The following is a 16,480-nucleotide window of genomic DNA, read 5'->3' as shown; positions in this document are numbered from 1 at the left end:
CCTTGTTAGGTCCGACGCACTTCCATCGTGAATATGGCGCGTACCTCATCTTTCACCATCCCGGTCGGTCCGGCACACCTCGCCTCTGGTTACTCTCGGGTAGCGTTTTTCGGCGTGACGCAGGGGTGTGATGGTTCCCCGTAGTCACAGGCTTGGGGGATCGATCGGAACGTATGAAGGGGTGGGAAAAAATAAACAAAGAAATCAATTACGGCAGGGTCGGGGCGTGGGTCTCGGTCGGATCGATCGCAGTGGGACTGTCGGTGATCGTGGGATGTTCGGCGGCGGTGACCGGATCGGCAGTACCCAATGAAGCGCACGTGGCTGCATACCAATCCGAGGTGAGTATTTCGATGGCCGCCGTGTCCTCGTCGAAAGCGGCGGCAGATGCGGCAGAGGCAGCTTTCGCGATCTGTGAGGAAGCGGTCTCTCGATCGAAAAACGACGTGGTCGCGTTCAATGCCTACGTCGACGCCGGAAATCATGGTGAGACCGACCTGAGAGCCGAAGCAAGCGCTGCTGCTTCGTCGGCCAGGGACACCGCCTCGTGGTTCGACTCGGTCGCGAGTGAACTTCCGGCGCAACTTTCCGGACTGTTCGACGAATTGGCCGCGAACCTACGTTCATCTGCAGTCGTGATCGAGAGCGATCATTCGGCGGATGAAATCAATTCGATCAGCGATACGAGCAATTCGATTCGCAAGTCGATCTTCGATGAATGTGGATCCCTGTGACCTGCGGTAATCCGCAGGCGTAAGGTTCGCCGTGTGTCAGAAGACGATCTTTGGTGAAAGTTTTCGGCGTGGTCGGCTTGCGCTAACGCCTCAGACCATGTTCGCTTTCCCTAATTGATCGTCAAACGGTAGGTGTGCGGGGTCGCCACACACCATCAACAAAAGGAGGACCCCACCGTGGTCGCCGCGGCGGATGCCCAGAACTACGCTCAGAAACTCGGGATTACCACTGACATGGTGGTGCAGGAACTGGGCTGGGATGAGGATACCGACGACGGCATTCGTGCCGCGGTTGAGGAAACCATCGGCGGGGAAATGCTCGACGAGGATTCCGACGAGGTCATCGACGTTGTGCTGCTGTGGTGGCGCGACGAGGACGGTGACCTGGTGGATGCCTTGATGGATGCCATCGGGCCCCTCGCCGACGAAGGCTTCGTGTGGGTTCTCACTCCCAAGACCGGTCTCGACGGACATGTCGAGCCCAGCGAGATTGCCGAATCGGCGCCGACTGCCGGCTTGACGCAGACATCGGCAGCCAACCTCGGTGACTGGTCGGGAAGTCGACTGGTTCAGCCGAAGGCTCGTCCGGCCAACAAGCGCTGACCCGGCCCTTTCCTCACTTTCCCAAGGAATTGCACATGCCTCTCGAAGTTGGTGCCCAGGCACCGGATTTCACCTTGAAGGACCAGAACAACCAGGAAGTCTCGCTCGCAGATTTCCGCGGTAAGAAGAATGTTCTGCTGGTCTTCTATCCGTTGGCCTTCACCGGGACTTGTCAGGGGGAACTCTGCAAGGTCCGTGACGAGCTTCCGAAGTTCGAGAACGACGACACTGCCATTCTCGCGATTTCTGTCGGTGCTTCGCCGACTCACAAGATCTGGTCGGCTGAGCAGGGATACACATTTCCCTTGCTGTCGGACTTCTGGCCGCACGGTGAAGTCGCTCAGAAGTACGAGGTGTTCAACGACAAGTTGGGCTTCGCGAATCGTGGCACCTTTGTCATCGACAAAGACGGAGTCATTCGTTTTGCCGAGATGAACGGCCCCGGAGAAGCCCGTGACCACGGACTTTGGGCAAACGCGCTTGCCGCGCTAGAGTCTTAGAGCACTCCCGGTGAGGGTCTCACCGGGAGTTCGGGCGTGTAGCTCAGTGGTAGAGCTCTGGTTTTACACACCAGCGGTCGGGGGTTCGAAACCCTCCGCGCCCACCGAAGAATTCAAACCCCGATCTGCATGTCGACGCAGATCGGGGTTTTTTCATTTTCGGCAACGAATTGTCCGCAATACGCCATTCTGGACGCATGTCCAGTTCTGTGATCGAAGTAGCCGTCGACCCGACGCGCGTGCATCCCACCCGTCCACACATACACATCGCCGAGATGCCCAGTCTCAGTGTTGCGTTGTTCCCGGGGCAGACGATCCGGGTTCGTTCCCAAAGCGACGCACTGGCGACCGGGATTGCCCGAGTCTGGGAAATCAACCGAATGCACCGCTTGATCTACCTGACGATCGACTGGGACGGGTAGATATCAGCTCGGGCAGACACGTGACGGTTGGCCAGAGAACGAGCGTCGCTGCTACAACTACGCTCGTGCAGATTTCGGTTCGTTCGTCCCAATCTCGATTCAATGCGCGAGCTGCCGGGCTTCTCCTCGGCTTCGTTGCGGATCGGGCATTCGCCGATCCGGGGCGGTTCCATCCGGTCGCCGGCTTCGGAACCGCAGCTATCGCGCTGCAGAAGATGTCCTACCGGGACTCGCGCGCGGCCGGAACACTTCATGTCGCCGTGCTCTTGGCCGGCACCGCAGGACTTGGGCTCGCAGCCGAAGCAGCGTCGCGCCGGGCCGGTTGGGTGGCCGTCACGGGTACGACGGCGATAGCTACCTGGGCCGTGCTCGGCGGGACGTCGCTTGCACGCACCGGCATCGACATGGCCGCTCGATTGGAGGCGTCACAGGTCGACGGCGACCTGACGAAAGCGCGTGAGCTACTTCCTTCACTGTGCGGACGCGATCCCTCGGTGCTGGGCGAGGACGGCCTCACGCGTGCAGCGCTGGAGTCGGTTGCCGAGAACACCTCGGATGCAACCGTCGGCGCAGTGTTCTGGGGTGCAATTGGGGGCGTGCCAGGTCTGTTCGTCTACCGCGCTGCCAACACACTCGACGCGATGATCGGGTACCGCTCCGAGAAGTACCTCAGATTCGGGTGGGCTGCGGCGAGGTTCGACGACCTGGTCAACATCGTCCCGGCTCGGCTGACAGGTGCGCTGACGGCTGCGTGTGCACCGGTGGTGGGCGGCTCGGTTCAGGAATCACTGGCAGCGTGGAAACGCGACGCAGCGGCTCATCCAAGCCCCAATGCGGGCGTCGCGGAAGCGTCGGCGGCAGGGGCGTTGGGCATTTCGTTGGGTGGTCGGACCGAGTACGCGCACGGGGTGGAGATGCGTCCCGTCCTCGGCCGCGGGCCTGTGCCGACGCCGAACGATCTGCGCCGCGCGGCGAGGCTTTCGTCGGCGGTGCAGATCAGTGCAGCTGTGGTGTCAGCGGGTATTTCAGCGGGTATTTCAGCGGGTATTGCCGTATCGATCGGCAAGTTTGGCTTCCTGCGCCGTGAGCGGCACTGATTCCGGCTCGGGCTTCTTGCGACGGCTGAAGGTTCGAGCCGGTTCGCCGGGGGGTGCGGCAGGCGCGGACACTGCCGCTTCCGGGGTCGTCTCGGCAGCGGCGTCGTCGGCTGCGAAACCGTCCACAGCTGCTTGAGCTGCCTTTTCCTTGCGACGTTCGCGCCACTCGGCGCGAATGAAGTAAGCCAGTCCGAGCGGCGCCATGATGCCGAACGCCAGCCATTGGAACCCGTAAGAGAGGTAGGGGCCCGCGTCGAGTTGGGGGAGCGGGATCGTGCCGAGACCGCCGGGCTGGTCGGGTTCGAGTTGGATGTACGCGTCGATCAGGTCCGTTCCGATGAACTCGCCGATCGGCTGTGCGTCGATGGAGTAGACCTGCTTCGCACCGTCCTCGAACATCGGTACTCGGCCGGGTGCAGTGCCTTCCGACAGGCGCACACGGCCGTTGAGAGTGACCGGATCGGTCGGCGGCGCAGCGATGGGCGGTGCCTCGGCGCCGTTGATCGGCCGAACGTATCCGCGATTGACGAGGATTGTGCGACCGTCGTCCAGGCGGAAAGGCGTCAGGATCTCGTACGACGGCGCGCCCTCGATGGACTGCAGGCGGACGAGGATATCGGCGTCGGGTAGATAGGTACCTGCCGCGGTGATGTTTCGCCATTCGTCGTCCGGTGCGACCGTCGAATCGGCGACGACATCACCGATCGGCACGGTCTCCGCGTTGATCGAGTTCGAGATCAAATCATTGCGGTGCTCGGTCTTCGTGTTCTTGCCGAGCTGCCACGGAGCGAGCACGGTGAAGCACAGGTAGGCGAAGAGCCCGACCACAGCTGCCAGTACCAACCAACCGGGCCGCAACAGGAATTTCAGTCTTCGCACACGTCCACGGTATCCGTTGCCCGAACGGGAGTGAATTTTGCTCCGGGTTCAGGCTCGCTCGCGGATCCAGTCGAGTATGTCGGGAATGGCCGCTTCGATCTGGTCTCGAACCAGTTCGAAGTCCTCCTGATCCCCGTAGTACGGGTCCGGAACCGATTCTCCGTCCGCCTCGGGGTCGAACGATCGCAGTAGGCGCCGACGCTCGGTGGGCACGCCGAGATGAGCAAGCTCACGTTCGTGCCCGGTGTCGAGGGCGACGACAAGATCGGCGGCGAGATGATCTGCATTGACCTGCGCGGCGCTGTGGCCCGTCGGATATCCGGCCGATCGGAGCACGACGTTGGTCCGCTCGTCGGCCTCGCTACCGGTGTGAAACCCCTCGGTACCGGCGCTGCTGACACGCACCCGGTCGGCGAGGCCTTCACGGCCCAGATGCGCGAGCAAGATCTTTTCGGCCATTGGTGACCGGCAGATATTGCCGGTGCACACAAACGTCACATGTAGTGGTTCAGTCACACGGAGTGGTTCAGAGGCGGCCATCGAGAAGTCCTCCCAGTTCGGATGCCGACGATACGGAGCGAAACGCTTGCCGCGCTTCCTCGGCGGAACCGTAGCCCCATTCGACGACGACGGTGGGGATGCCGTACTTCGCGGCGCCGAGCACGTCGTGATCACGATCGCCGATCATGAGCACGTCGGGGGTTCCGCCGTCGGCGGCGAGGACGGGAGTGATCCCGAGTGAGGTCAGCGAGTGCGCGATCACATCGGGTTTCGCCCGACGAGTTCCGTCGTCACTTGCGCCGCCGATGAACTCGAAGTGCTCGGCCAGGCCGAAATGCTCCAGGATTCGAATGGCGAATCGCTCCGACTTCGAGGTGGCGACGGCCAGTCGGGTGCCGCTCGCGCGAGCTTTACCCAGGACGACGTCCATACCCTCGTACACCGAGTTCTCCTGCCACCCGGTCGCGTCGTAACGCTCGATGTACGCGGCGATCGCCCGATCCACGTCCGCCGGGGCCATGCCGAGTGACCTGAAGGTATCGACCATCGGCGGGCCGATCACCGATGCCAACATCGCTTCCGTCGGCTCCGGATGGCCGACAGTTGCCAACGCATGTCGGAAGCCGCCGTGAATGCCGGGAGCGGAATCGGTGATGGTTCCGTCCAGATCGAACAGAACTACAGGAAAACGGTCGAGGGGTGGTGTCGTCACGGCACTCATTGTCCCGGACGGCAGGGGTGATGTCCGCGCACGGTGCTCGACCGTAGGCTGACCGGGTGAGTACCGGAACGGTTGACCTGGAGAGCTTGCGACATCACGGAGATGTCGAAGCGGAGCCCGGGTTACTCGATTTTGCCGTCAACGTTCAAGGCTCCGGCCCACCGAAGTGGTTGCGGGATCGGCTGGCCGCAGGGCTGTCGACGCTCGGTTCGTACCCGTCGGCTGCAGCGGAACTGAAAGCCCGCGAAACCGTCGCGCAGCGGCACGGGCGCCGGCCCGAAGAGGTGTTGTTGCTCTCGGGCGGTGCCGAGGGATTCGCGATGCTGCCGCGCCTGGGCTCTCGGTCGGCAGCGCTGATCCATCCGTCCTTCACCGAGCCGGAACTGGCGCTGCGAGAGGCCGGTGTACCGGTGACGCAGGTGATTCTGGAGCCGCCTTTCGAGCTTCGGGCCGCGCAGGTACCAGAATCCGCGGACCTTGTCGTTCTGGGCAATCCGACCAATCCGACGTCCGTGCTTCACCCCAAGGCCGATGTGTTGGCATTGCGTCGGCCGGGCCGGATCCTGGTGGTGGACGAGGCATTCGGCGACGCGATCCCCGGCGAAGCGGAGAGCATCGCAGGTGTCGAGTCGGCGGATGTACTCGTGCTTCGGAGCCTGACCAAGACGTGGGCACTCGCCGGATTGCGGTGTGGGTACGCGATCGGCTCTCCGGATCTTCTCGCTCGACTGGCTCAGGGCCGAGCCCACTGGCCATTGGGCAGTCTGCAGATCGAGGCCATCACGGCGTGCTGCGAACCGTTCGCGGTCGAGCAGTCGAGGATCAAAGCCGAATCGATTGCCGCAGACCGCCGAGACATGTCCCGGCGACTGACCGAGATCGGGATTGCCGTGCACGAACCCGCTGCGGGGCCGTTCGTGCTCGTCGACGTCCGCGACGGCGCCTCGATGCGAGAGCACCTGCGTGCCCGCGGTATCGCCGTCCGCCGGTGCGACACCTTTCCCGGACTCGGGCCCGATCAGTTGCGCGTTGCCGTCCGTCCAGCCGAGCAGGTCTCGGTACTGATCGAAGCGATGAAGGAGATCTTGTGAGCGGCCCAATTCTTGCGGACGTCATAGCCGTGCTGGAATCTGCTTATCCGCCCGCCCTGGCGGAATCGTGGGATTCGGTCGGTCTGGTCTGCGGCGATCCTGCGGACGCGGTGACGAGAGTGGTTTTCGCGGTGGATCCGACCGAGGCAGTGGTCGACGACGCCATCGCCTCCGGTGCCGACCTTCTGGTCGTTCACCACCCACTTCTGCTGCGTGGGGTGGACACCGTCGGTGCTCACACACCCAAAGGTGCGTTGGTCCACAAGCTCATCAAGGCGGGGTGCGCACTGTTCTCGGCGCACACCAATGCGGACTCCGCCGACCCCGGAGTGTCCGACGCGTTGGCGCAGGCCCTGGGCCTGACCGTGCTGCGCCCGATCGAACCCAAGCCGACGCAGCCGCTCGACAAGTGGGTCGTCATGGTTCCGGTGGAGAATGCATCGGCCGTGCAGGATGCACTTTTCGAGGCAGGGGCTGGGCGGATCGGTGACTACAGCCAGTGCAGTTGGACGGTCACCGGTACGGGTCAGTTCTTGCCAGCCGACGGTGCGAATCCGACGATCGGGACTGTCGGCGCTGTGGAGCAGGTTCGCGAGGATCGTGTGGAAGTGATTGCCCCACGCGGAAAGCGAAGTGCGGTGCTGGGCGCATTGCGTGCCGCCCACCCGTACGAGGAACCAGCCTTCGATGTCTTCGAACTCGCAGCGTTCCCCAGTTCGCTCGGTCTGGGGCGGGTGGGTGAGCTCGAGCACCCCGAAACATTGCGAGAGTTCACGGCGCGAGTGGCGCGCTCACTGCCCTCGACCGAGTGGGGTGTTCGCGCTGCCGGAGATCCGGACGCGACCGTTCGTACCGTGGCGGTGTGCGGCGGTTCCGGCGACTCGTATCTGGACGTGGTGGCGGCGCTGGGCGCCGACGTCTACGTCACTGCGGACCTGCGGCATCATCCCGCGGACGAGCATCTTCGTGCCGGTGGCCCGGCACTGGTCGATGTCGCCCATTGGGCTAGTGAATACCCGTGGTGTGCGCAGGCGAAATCGGTGCTCGACGCCGCGTTTGCCGACAATCCGGGGTGGGAAAGCCGGGTTTCGACAATTCGCACCGATCCGTGGTGTTTGAGTGCGCATTAGTGCAGCGCTCTGCAAGGTACGGTTGCACGAACAATTCAAGAGCAGTTCTTCGAGAGCCGTCCTTCGCGAGCACTGCCGACATCGGACTTACAGCAGGAGTTATACAGCGTGAACGTCGAACCACAGGTGCAATCCAAGCTTCTCGACCTCGCCGGGGTGGATGCTGAGCTCACTCGGATCACCCACCGACGCGGAGCGCTTCCCGAGCAGCAGGAAGTCGAACGTCTCGAGGCCGAGCGAATCAGCCGTAAAGATGCGTCCGTAGCCGTCGAAATTCAGATCGACGACATTGATCGCGACATTCGCAAGCTCGAAGGCGAGGTCGACGCGGTTCGTCAGCGCGAGGATCGTGACCGCACTCTGTTGCAGAGTGGGTCGGTCGGGGCGAAGCAGCTCACCGAACTCGAACACGAACTCGGCAGCCTGGTCAGGCGTCAGGGGCTCCTCGAGGACGAGTTGCTCGAAGTGATGGAGCAGCGTGAGGCGTTGCAGGCCGATCACGATCATGCCGGTGCCCAGCTGTCTCAGGCCGAAGAAGAGCTGATCGACGCCAAGCGTCGCCGCGACGACGCCGTCGCCGATCTGGACAAGGCGCAAGAGCGTTGCGCCGCCGATCGTGAACGACTTGTCGGTGAATTCCCCGCCGATTTCCTTGCTGTCTACGAGAAGCAGCGCACCCTGGGCGGACCGGGCGCGGCGCTTCTGCAGGCACGCCGATGTGGCGCTTGCCGGATCGAGATCGACCGCGGCGAGATCTCCCGAATCGCCGCGACACCGGCCGACGTCGTCGTTCGTTGCCCAGAGTGCAATGCAATCATGGTGCGTACCAAGGAGTCCGGTCTGTGACTCCCACGCAGGTCATCGTCGAGGCCGACGGTGGATCACGCGGCAACCCTGGCCCGGCCGGCTACGGCGCCGTGGTCTTCGACTCCACCCGCTCGGTGTTGGCCGAACGCAAGGAAAGCATCGGAATTGCGACCAACAACGTCGCCGAGTACCGCGGGCTGATCGCAGGGTTGACCGCTGCCGGTGAACTCGGAGCGTCGACGGTCGACGTCCGTATGGACTCCAAGCTGGTCGTCGAGCAGATGTCCGGGCGCTGGAAGGTCAAGCACCCGGACATGATTCCGCTGCAGCGACGCGCAGCCGAGTTGGCGACGCAGTTCTCGCGAGTGACCTACACGTGGATTCCGCGCGGCGAGAATTCTCATGCCGATCGTCTTGCCAACGAGGCGATGGACGCTGCTGCCGGCATCGAAACCGCGACCCCCGCACCAGCTGCACCCGCCGCGCCGTCAGAAGAGACGTCGGAACCGCAGATCGCCGGCTCTCCGGGATGGATCGCCACCACCGGCAAGCCGACACGAATGTTGTTGCTACGTCACGGACAGACGGCGATGTCGGTCGATCGCCGCTACTCCGGACGCGGCAATCCCGAGCTCACGGAATTGGGCCGCGCGCAGGCCGCCGGCGCGGCTGCACGCTTCGGGAACCGCGGCGGTATCGACGCCATCGTCTGCTCACCCCTCGGCAGAACCCGTGAGACGGCAGAGGCATCGGCCCGCGTGCTCGGTCTTCCCGTCGTCGAGCACAAAGGTTTGATCGAAACCGATTTCGGCGACTGGGACGGACTCACCTTCCGCGAGGCAGCCGAGCGCGATCCGGACCTGCATCGCGAATGGCTCTCGGACACTTCGGTGCGCCCACCCGGCGGCGAGAGTTTCGACGAGGTACGAGAACGAGTCGTCGCCGCGCGCGACGACCTGATCTCGACCTACGGCGGCGCGACGCTGTTGGTCGTTTCTCACGTCACCCCGATCAAGACGTTGGTGCAACTGGCCCTCGATGCCGGGCCGTCGTTGCTGTACCGGTTGCATCTGGATCTGGCGTCGCTGAGTATCACCGAGTTCTATCCAGACGGGGGAGCCTCGGTCCGGTTGGTCAACGACACGTCACATCTTCGCTGAAAATGCCCCGACTGCTGATCATCCGTTGATCAGATCACCAACCACAGGGCGCTCACGGCGGCGAGCAGCGTCAGTGGCGTCGTGATGACCCCGAGCAGAGTGAACGTCGCCAGCGTGGGCGGTGCGCCCGCGCTGGTGGCAACTCGTCGCCAGAGCATTGTCGCGAGAGAGCCCACGTAGGTGAGGTTGGGCCCGAGGTTGACGCCGATCAACATCGCGAGCACCAGGCCTGGAGGTGCTCCCGTCCCGAGCGCCGCGATCATCAGCAAGGTTGCCGGCAGGTTATTGACGAGGTTGGACGCGAGCGCAGCGACCACGGCGACGAATAGCAGTGATCCGTAGCTGGTGTCGCCTGGCAGGATCTGCGCAATCCATTCTCCCACCGGCCCGTTCGCGACTCCGGCGACGATGATCCCGAGAACCAGGACGAACGCGCAGAACCAGAGGTCGGCAGCGTAGAGCATCTTGGCGGCGGTCGTACGGTGCCGAGCCAGAGCGATCGCTCCCAGAACACTCGCACCCACCACAGCGATCCAGGCGGGTTCGATCCCGAAGAAACCCGAAACCGCGAAACCGACCAGCGTCAGTCCGATCACCGCCAGCGGCAGACTCGGCGCAGGCGAGGAAGTTTTACTTGCCGGTGGCTCTGTGTTTTCCGAGCGGACGAGTTCGGAACGGAAGAACAGTCGGAAGATCAGATATTCGACAGCGATCGTCACGACCCACGGCAACGCCATCAACGCGGTGAAGTGCAAGAACGTCAAACCTGTTGCAGCAAAAGCGATGAGGTTGGTCAGGTTCGACACAGGCAGGAGCGTCGACGCCGAGTTCGACAGGTGCGCACTGGCATACGAATGGGGCCGCGGACTTGCTCCGATGGATCGTGCGGCGGCGATCACTGCGGGTGTCAGAAGTACGACGGTGGCGTCGAGGCTCAGGACCGCCGTGGTCAGGGCAGCCGCGCCGAATACGTAAATCAGCAACCGGTGCGGATCGGCGAGGGATTTTTGCTGCAGGATCTGGCTGACCCAGCGAAAGACGCCGAGAGCGTCCGCGGCATGAGCGAGAACCAGCACGGCAACCAGGAAGACGACGGTGGGTGCCATGCTCGTCAGTTCTTCGCGGGCTTCGTCGAGAGTGACGACACCGGTCAGGAGAACGACGACAGCTGCCGGCCCGGCGATGACGATCTCGGGAAGCCCACGTGGACGCACTATCGCGAAGACGAGGACGACGGCGACGAGCAGGATCGGTAGAAGAGTCACGCGCTGGTGCTCCGTGTCGGGGCAAGCGTCATTTGAGCAGTTTGTAGAGCGTGTTCAGGTTTCGGGTTGTGGTGAACGCCTTGAACTTCGGTTTTCCGGTGTTCCTGCCGAACGCGCTCTTGACGGTCTGCCCCTTCTCGACCTCCCAGTACAGGACTCCGTCGCCGGCCACCACGCGTTCGACCGAGGCATCGAGTTGCGCTGCCGCAGCACTCAATTCCTCGAGGATTTCCGGCTCGGAGGCAACCATCGCGTAAGCATGCCAACCCTCGCGTTCTCGGTCGAACGGGTAGTTGTCCACGATCGCTTGCAGTGTCGGAATGTCGAGGACGAATACCCAAGCCTCGTAGCCGAACTCGCGGGCGAGGGCGGATTCGATCTGTTTCTTCAGCGACGAGATGTCGGTGCTCGGACTGTCGAACAGAACGTTGCCCGAGGCCAGGACGGTTTTCACGCCTTGGAATCCGAGGTCGCCGAAGACTCTCGCGAGGTCCGCCATCTTGATGTTGATGCCGCCCACGTTGATACCGCGTAGCAGGGCCACGTACCGAGTCATAAGGTGACCATAGTGCCGGCCACCGACAGGCGCCCGGTAGCATACGGGGGCGGACGAGTTGGCCGGGCGGCCGCGGCTTCTGGAACCAGCGTGTACCACGCACAGGCCTGGGGCCGAGGAAAGTCCGGACTCCACAGAGCAGGGCGGTTGTTAACGGCAACCCGAGGCAACTCGCGGGACAGTGCCACAGAAAACAGACCGCCTGCCTTTCGAGGCAGGTAAGGGTGAAACGGTGCGGTAAGAGCGCACCAGCACCTCGGGTGACCGGGGTGGCTAGGTAAACCCCGCCCGGAGCAAGGTTGAAGGTCGCATCGCTCGCGGTGCGGCTGCGCAGGTGTTCGAGGGCTGCTCGCCCGAGCCTGCGGGTGAACCGCTCGAGGCACCCGGCGACGGTGTGCCCAGATGGATGGTCGCCACTCGGCACTTCGGTGCCGCAGGACAGGATCCGGCTTACACGCCGACTCGTCCGCCCGTGATCTGCACAGTGAGAAAAAGAAGACCCCCACCGGATCGGTGGGGGTCTTCTTTTGTTCGAAAAGCTGTCAGACAGGCTTGATGACCAGCAGCGTAGCCCAGTACGTTGCCGCGTCATGGCCCATGAGCGGGAGGAGGTAATCGTAAAGAATTGCGGACATGCGCACTCCATTTTCTGTTCGTAGCTTGTGTTGGGCATTCAAGCAGAACTCACCGTTCGAATGTCCGGTTCTCACCTGCCAGGCCAAGTAGAAAGAATATCAGTCTCACAGCGATCTACAAGCTTCTATCTCACTCTGATGTCACACTGTGGATATGACTGATGAAGATCGACTCTGGTACTTCGACGTGTCCGACGGTTCCGTCACGCAGGGAAAGGGCGCGTCCTCGTTGACGAGGATGGGGCCGTACCCTGATCGGGACTCTGCCGAGCATGCATTGAAGATCGCTGCCGAACGCAACAAAGCCGCCGATCGGGCAGACGAAGACTGGAACAACTGAGACTTGGAACAACTGGGACTCGAACAACTGGGACCGGTACAGCAGCTACACCGGCCCGAACCGATCATGGAGGATGCGTGCCCGCAAGTCGAATGATGGTGCAGGGAATCGACTTCGGAGTGGTTCGGGCGGAGTTCGACTTGCCGGGAGCATTCTCGGCCGCGGCGCAGGCCGAGGCCGAGAATGCCGTGGATCGTTTCGGTGCCGGGCGTGTCGACGAAACGGGTATCGCCTTCGTGACCATCGACCCTCCCGGATCGATGGACCTCGACCAGGCAGTGCACATCGAGAAGACCTCGACCGGGTACGTCGTGCACTACGCGATCGCCGACGTCGCGGCGGTGGTGACGCCGGGCGGTGCGCTCGACGTCGAAACCCGCAAGCGTGGCCAAACCTTCTATCTCCCGGACGGTTCCGTTCCGCTGCATCCTCGGGCGTTGTCGGAGGGATCGGCGAGTCTGCTGCCGGACGTGGTTCGCCCCGCCGCACTGTGGCGTATCGAGTTGGACGCCCAGGCCGAGCCCACGTCATGGCAGGTGAGACGCGCTCTGGTGAAATCGGTGGCGCGTCTGGATTATTCGACCGTGCAACGTGACGCCGACGCGGGCACCTTGCATCCGTCGATCGCCGCACTACCGGAATTCGGACGATTGCGCAGTGCCTCGGCGGTTGCCAGGGGCGCCATCGAGCTGAAACTGCCCGAGCAGTCAGTGGTTCGGGATCAGCCAGAGGACGAGTCCTCGGCTCGCTGGCGGATCGAGCTCGAGCCACGCACCGAAGCGGACGACTGGAACGCAGAAGTGTCGCTGCTGACCGGGATGTGTGCCGGCCGCATGATGATCGACGCAGGTATCGGGCTGCTTCGCACGCTGCCGCCGGCCGAGGAGTCCGCGGTTCGCACCCTGCGGAGAACTGCAGTGGCGCTGGGTATCACGTGGCCGGAGGGTCGAAGCGTCGGGCAGATTCTTGCCGGACTCGATTCCAACGAGCCGTCGACGATGGCGCTGATGTCGGTTGCGCCGTCGTTGCTGCGCGGCGCAGACTACGCGGCCTTCGACGGCCAGCTACCGGAGTTGACGGTGCATGCGGGGATCGGAGCGCCCTACGCTCATGTGACGGCTCCACTGCGCCGGCTGTCCGATCGCTTCAGCACCGAGGTGTGTCTGGCGATCACAGCTGGTACGCCAGTACCGGAATGGGTGCGCACCGCCCTTCCCGAGTTGCCCGACATCATGAGTGGGTCCGACTCACTGGCGAACAAGGTCGACCGCGCGTGCATCGATCTGACCGAGTCCACGCTGCTCGACGGTCGGGTCGGCGAGGTCTTCGACGCGGTGGTGATGCGCGCCAAGGACGGAAAGCGCTCGGCGGAAGTGTTTGTCCCGTCGGTCGCAGTGATTGCGAAATGCGTCGGAACGCCCGACGACGGTGAGCGCGCAAAGGTGCGACTCACCGCCGTCGACACGGTCAAACGGACGGTGGAATTCACGTTCCCGGCGTAGGGCGCTACCGGTACGAATCGGTGGCTTCCACCAAGTGATGTGCGATGCCGGGCTCCATCGCGGAGTGTCCCGCGTCGTCGACGATCACGAGCTTGGATTCGGGCCACGCCTTGTGCAGCGCCCAGGCGCTGGTGGCGGGGCAGACGACGTCGTAGCGGCCCTGGACGATCGTCCCCGGAATGCCGTGCAGTGCGGAGCTTTTGCGTAGGAGCTGGCCCTCGTCGAAGAATCCGCCGTTGACGAAGTAGTGGTTCTCGATACGAGCGAAGGCCAAGGCGAACCTGGTCTCGGAGTTCTGTTCGATCTTGTCCGCCTGGGGGTACAGGTAGCTCGTCGATCCTTCCCAAGCCGACCAGGCGATCGCTGCCCGGGCCGCGACGTCGGGGTCTTCGGAATGGAGCAGTTGGTGATAGACCGCGACGAGGTCTTCGCCGCGCTGCGCCTCGGGTACCGGTTCGAGGAATTTGTCCCAGCGCTCCGGGAAGATGTTTCCCGCGCCGCCGTTGTAGTACCAGTCGATCTCGCTACGACGCAGGAGAAAGATCCCGCGCAGAACCAGTTCCGTGACGCGCGTGGGAAACGTTTCGGCGTAGGCGATGGAAAGCGTGGAACCCCAGGACCCCCCGAATACCATCCACTTGTCGATCGAGAGATGTTCGCGCAGGGCTTCGATGTCGGCCAGCAGCTTGTCCGTGGTGTTCACCGACAGGTCGGCGCCGTCGGCAACGTGCGGGGTGGATCGCCCGCAGCCGCGCTGGTCGAGTAGAACGATGCGGTATGCGGCCGGATCGAAGAACTGGCGTACCGCCGGTTGTGCACCGCCACCGGGGCCACCGTGCAGGAACACCACCGGCTTGCCGTCCGGATTTCCGCTGACTTCCCAGTACATGCTCTGGCCGTCACCGACGTCGAGGAAGCCGGTGACAAAGGGTTCGATCGGGGGATAGAGACTCCGCAGAGCCGACGGCGGTGCTGACGTTTCGCTCATCAGAAGCCCACCAGTCCGGAGGCGAGATCGGGGATCTCGAGTGCGGAAATCGCGCCGCCCCGGACGTCCGGGCACGCGGCCGAGGTTGCCGCGTCGATGCTTTCGCGGTTCTGGGCGAGATCGAGCAGGTTGATGCCGTTCTGCGTCGCCCACGTGATGACGATCGTGTTCAGTCCGCCCTTGCCGAGCGTCGGGGTGACGGTCCGCCAGTTCTGCAGCTGCCCTTCCATATCCGAGCACAACTGCTGGACCTGAGCGTCGGTGAACGTCGAACCGGACGCGGAGGTTGTTGCCGGCGCCGTCTTGGTGGAACTCGCGGGTGTAGTGCTGCTGGGCGCGGGAGAGTTGGTGGACCCTCCCGCGCATCCGCTCAGCACCGTGACGAGAGCTGCCGCGCCGACTACAGCTGCGGCAGTAGAACTTCGACGGTTACCGATCATTGAACGCACCCCTGGCTGGTTGAGAGACAGGCGGCGTTCGCCGGTCTCGGATCAGAAACTGTGTTCTGCGGCCGGGAAAGCGCCAGTGCGAACTTCTGATGCATAGGCTGCGGCTGCGGAACGCAGTTCGTCACCGACGTTACCGAAACGCTTGACGAACTTGGCTGTCTTACCGCTCGTGTAACCCGCCATGTCCTGCCAGACGAGTACCTGAGCGTCGCATTCGGAACCGGCCCCGATGCCGACGGTGGGGATGGTGAGTTTGCGGCTGACCTGGCCCGCAATCTCGGCCGGAACCATTTCCATGACGACGGAGAACGCCCCGGCTTCCTGGACTGCAATGGCGTCCGCCACAAGCTGCTCGGCCGCGTCGCCGCGACCCTGGACGCGGAATCCGCCGAGCGAGTTCACGCTCTGCGGGGTGAATCCGACGTGAGCCATGACGGGGATGCCGGCCGAGGTGATAGCCGCGATCTGCTTGCTCATCCGTTCGCCGCCCTCGAGTTTGACGGCGTGCGCGAGGCCTTCCTTCATGAACCGTGTCGCAGTCGCAAGGGCCTGCTCGGCGGAACCCTCGTAGGTGCCGAAGGGGAGGTCGGCGACGACGAGTGCGTGCGGGGCGCCGCGAACCACGCCACGCACGAGCGGGAGCAGTTCGTCGACGGTGATCGGCACGGTGGTGTCGTAGCCGTAGACGACGTTGGCGGCAGAGTCGCCGACCAGCAGCACCGGGATGCCTGCGTCTTCGAAGATGCGTGCCGTGGAGTAGTCGTAAGCGGTGAGCATCGACCAGCGTTCGCCGTTCTGCTTCATCTCGGCGAGGTGGTGAATGCGCGTCTTACGCTTCGGTGCATCGGTAGAGCTTGCAGTGGGTACAGAACCATAGAGAGGTGTTTCGGACATCGTTGTCCCTTTCTGGCCTCGAGGCCCTGAGCGTTGATCGCCTTCGGGTCCCCGGGTGTGGGTGATGACGTGTTCAGTCTGCCACCGGACATCGCCGACACGAATAGTTGACGGGGTGCAATGGGTCACATCGCCGCGTGCCTGTCAGTCAGGTGCCGAACCGAGGCGAACCGCTGGCTACCGAGGTTTCCTGGCACCATCAATGG

General features: G+C 63.4%; 19 protein-coding genes, 1 tRNA gene and 1 other RNA gene. 13 read left to right on the top strand and 8 right to left on the bottom strand.

The window, feature by feature from the left end; all coding sequences use genetic code 11:
- The first annotated feature begins 173 nt into the window (after positions 1-173).
- The 6 genes from H7C86_RS37190 to H7C86_RS09720 all read left to right on the top strand — a co-directional run bounded on the left by H7C86_RS37190 (position 174) and on the right by H7C86_RS09720 (position 3,356).
- A complete protein-coding gene (locus H7C86_RS37190) occupies positions 174-734 on the top strand; it encodes a hypothetical protein (RefSeq protein WP_259349076.1) in 561 nt (186 codons plus the stop codon).
- Positions 735-911: 177 nt separating this feature from the next.
- Positions 912-1,337 carry a DUF3052 domain-containing protein gene (locus tag H7C86_RS09740; protein ID WP_003941575.1) on the top strand — a complete coding sequence of 142 codons (426 nt, stop codon included), beginning with the start codon at positions 912-914 and terminating at the stop codon, positions 1,335-1,337.
- Positions 1,338-1,372: 35 nt separating this feature from the next.
- Positions 1,373-1,837 carry a peroxiredoxin gene (locus H7C86_RS09735; RefSeq protein WP_019748962.1) on the top strand — a complete coding sequence of 155 codons (465 nt, stop codon included), beginning with the start codon at positions 1,373-1,375 and terminating at the stop codon, positions 1,835-1,837.
- Between the two features lie 32 nt (positions 1,838-1,869).
- A tRNA-Val gene (locus H7C86_RS09730) sits at positions 1,870-1,941 on the top strand.
- Positions 1,942-2,034: 93 nt separating this feature from the next.
- Entirely contained in the window at positions 2,035-2,259 is a 225-nt protein-coding gene (locus H7C86_RS09725; protein ID WP_003941648.1) for a hypothetical protein, read from the top strand.
- Between the two features lie 65 nt (positions 2,260-2,324).
- Positions 2,325-3,356 carry a cobalamin biosynthesis protein gene (locus tag H7C86_RS09720; protein WP_182261469.1) on the top strand — a complete coding sequence of 344 codons (1,032 nt, stop codon included), beginning with the start codon at positions 2,325-2,327 and terminating at the stop codon, positions 3,354-3,356.
- On the opposite strand, the gene H7C86_RS09715 is transcribed toward H7C86_RS09720, so the two are convergent.
- Genes H7C86_RS09715 through H7C86_RS09705 form a run of 3 tightly spaced genes read right to left on the bottom strand, consistent with a single transcriptional unit; the run spans position 3,297 to position 5,457 of the window.
- On the bottom strand, positions 3,297-4,235 hold the full coding sequence (locus H7C86_RS09715) for an SURF1 family protein (protein ID WP_020908149.1): 939 nt from the start codon (positions 4,233-4,235) through the stop codon (positions 3,297-3,299). The genes H7C86_RS09720 and H7C86_RS09715 overlap by 60 nt on opposite strands.
- Before the next feature lie 48 nt (positions 4,236-4,283).
- A complete protein-coding gene (locus H7C86_RS09710; protein WP_046378732.1) occupies positions 4,284-4,775 on the bottom strand; it encodes a low molecular weight protein-tyrosine-phosphatase in 492 nt (163 codons plus the stop codon).
- Positions 4,762-5,457, bottom strand: a complete 696-nt coding sequence (locus H7C86_RS09705) for an HAD hydrolase-like protein (RefSeq protein WP_019748958.1) — start codon at positions 5,455-5,457, stop codon at positions 4,762-4,764. Before H7C86_RS09705 ends, H7C86_RS09710 begins: the two co-directional genes overlap by 14 nt.
- 56 nt (positions 5,458-5,513) lie before the next feature.
- On the opposite strand from H7C86_RS09705, the gene cobC reads away from it, so the two are divergent.
- The 4 genes from cobC (at position 5,514) to H7C86_RS09685 (ending at position 9,645) form a co-directional block, all read left to right on the top strand.
- A complete protein-coding gene (gene cobC / locus H7C86_RS09700; RefSeq protein ID WP_046378731.1) occupies positions 5,514-6,548 on the top strand; it encodes an Rv2231c family pyridoxal phosphate-dependent protein CobC in 1,035 nt (344 codons plus the stop codon).
- On the top strand, positions 6,545-7,678 hold the full coding sequence (locus tag H7C86_RS09695; RefSeq protein WP_019748956.1) for a Nif3-like dinuclear metal center hexameric protein: 1,134 nt from the start codon (positions 6,545-6,547) through the stop codon (positions 7,676-7,678). The genes cobC and H7C86_RS09695 overlap by 4 nt, the downstream gene beginning before the upstream one ends.
- A gap of 108 nt (positions 7,679-7,786) precedes the next feature.
- Positions 7,787-8,524, top strand: coding sequence for a zinc ribbon domain-containing protein (locus H7C86_RS09690; protein WP_019748955.1), 738 nt, complete (start codon positions 7,787-7,789; stop codon positions 8,522-8,524).
- The gene (locus H7C86_RS09685; protein WP_019748954.1) at positions 8,521-9,645 is read left to right on the top strand and encodes a bifunctional RNase H/acid phosphatase; all 1,125 of its coding nucleotides are present in this window, start codon (positions 8,521-8,523) and stop codon (positions 9,643-9,645) included. Before H7C86_RS09690 ends, H7C86_RS09685 begins: the two co-directional genes overlap by 4 nt.
- A gap of 29 nt (positions 9,646-9,674) precedes the next feature.
- Here the strand turns inward: H7C86_RS09685 and H7C86_RS09680 are convergent, their stop codons facing one another.
- Both H7C86_RS09680 and H7C86_RS09675 read right to left on the bottom strand, forming a co-directional pair.
- Positions 9,675-10,910 (bottom strand): SLC13 family permease, encoded by a 1,236-nt coding sequence (locus H7C86_RS09680; protein ID WP_019748953.1) that lies wholly within the window; start codon positions 10,908-10,910, stop codon positions 9,675-9,677.
- Positions 10,911-10,938: 28 nt separating this feature from the next.
- Positions 10,939-11,466, bottom strand: a complete 528-nt coding sequence (locus H7C86_RS09675; protein ID WP_019748952.1) for a DUF1697 domain-containing protein — start codon at positions 11,464-11,466, stop codon at positions 10,939-10,941.
- Between the two features lie 54 nt (positions 11,467-11,520).
- Between H7C86_RS09675 and rnpB the strand changes: the two genes are divergently transcribed.
- From rnpB to H7C86_RS09660, 3 genes are all read left to right on the top strand, one after another.
- Positions 11,521-11,935, top strand: an RNA gene (rnpB, locus tag H7C86_RS09670) — RNase P RNA component class A.
- A 320-nt stretch (positions 11,936-12,255) separates the two neighbouring features.
- Entirely contained in the window at positions 12,256-12,441 is a 186-nt protein-coding gene (locus tag H7C86_RS09665) for a hypothetical protein (protein WP_007735457.1), read from the top strand.
- A gap of 92 nt (positions 12,442-12,533) precedes the next feature.
- On the top strand, positions 12,534-13,943 hold the full coding sequence (locus H7C86_RS09660; RefSeq protein ID WP_019748950.1) for an RNB domain-containing ribonuclease: 1,410 nt from the start codon (positions 12,534-12,536) through the stop codon (positions 13,941-13,943).
- A 4-nt stretch (positions 13,944-13,947) separates the two neighbouring features.
- Here the strand turns inward: H7C86_RS09660 and pip are convergent, their stop codons facing one another.
- From pip to panB, 3 genes are read right to left on the bottom strand one after another with little or no spacing between them, the layout of a single operon-like run.
- Complete coding sequence (gene pip, locus H7C86_RS09655) at positions 13,948-14,931, bottom strand: prolyl aminopeptidase (protein ID WP_019748949.1); 984 nt, start codon at positions 14,929-14,931, stop codon at positions 13,948-13,950.
- Positions 14,931-15,371, bottom strand: coding sequence for a hypothetical protein (locus H7C86_RS09650; protein ID WP_020969914.1), 441 nt, complete (start codon positions 15,369-15,371; stop codon positions 14,931-14,933). The genes pip and H7C86_RS09650 overlap by 1 nt, the downstream gene beginning before the upstream one ends.
- Before the next feature lie 51 nt (positions 15,372-15,422).
- On the bottom strand, positions 15,423-16,274 hold the full coding sequence (gene panB / locus H7C86_RS09645; protein WP_003941624.1) for a 3-methyl-2-oxobutanoate hydroxymethyltransferase: 852 nt from the start codon (positions 16,272-16,274) through the stop codon (positions 15,423-15,425).
- Positions 16,275-16,480: the final 206 nt, after the last annotated feature.

Source organism: Rhodococcus sp. UFZ-B548 (assembly GCF_903819475.1).
Taxonomy (GTDB): domain Bacteria; phylum Actinomycetota; class Actinomycetes; order Mycobacteriales; family Mycobacteriaceae; genus Rhodococcus_F; species Rhodococcus_F erythropolis.
Note: the sequence above shows the minus strand (reverse complement) of the source record. Positions and strands in the feature narration are given on the sequence as shown.

Coding starts and splice junctions, on each gene's coding strand:
- H7C86_RS37190 (WP_259349076.1), top strand. CDS start 174: ATGAAGGGGTGGGAAAAAATAAACAAAGAAATCAATTACGGCAGGGTC.
- H7C86_RS09735 (WP_019748962.1), top strand. CDS start 1,373: ATGCCTCTCGAAGTTGGTGCCCAGGCACCGGATTTCACCTTGAAGGAC.
- H7C86_RS09725 (WP_003941648.1), top strand. CDS start 2,035: ATGTCCAGTTCTGTGATCGAAGTAGCCGTCGACCCGACGCGCGTGCAT.
- H7C86_RS09710 (WP_046378732.1), bottom strand. CDS start 4,775: ATGGCCGCCTCTGAACCACTCCGTGTGACTGAACCACTACATGTGACG.
- H7C86_RS09705 (WP_019748958.1), bottom strand. CDS start 5,457: ATGAGTGCCGTGACGACACCACCCCTCGACCGTTTTCCTGTAGTTCTG.
- H7C86_RS09675 (WP_019748952.1), bottom strand. CDS start 11,466: ATGACTCGGTACGTGGCCCTGCTACGCGGTATCAACGTGGGCGGCATC.
- H7C86_RS09665 (WP_007735457.1), top strand. CDS start 12,256: ATGACTGATGAAGATCGACTCTGGTACTTCGACGTGTCCGACGGTTCC.
- H7C86_RS09660 (WP_019748950.1), top strand. CDS start 12,534: ATGATGGTGCAGGGAATCGACTTCGGAGTGGTTCGGGCGGAGTTCGAC.
- pip (WP_019748949.1), bottom strand. CDS start 14,931: ATGAGCGAAACGTCAGCACCGCCGTCGGCTCTGCGGAGTCTCTATCCC.
- H7C86_RS09650 (WP_020969914.1), bottom strand. CDS start 15,371: ATGATCGGTAACCGTCGAAGTTCTACTGCCGCAGCTGTAGTCGGCGCG.
- panB (WP_003941624.1), bottom strand. CDS start 16,274: ATGTCCGAAACACCTCTCTATGGTTCTGTACCCACTGCAAGCTCTACC.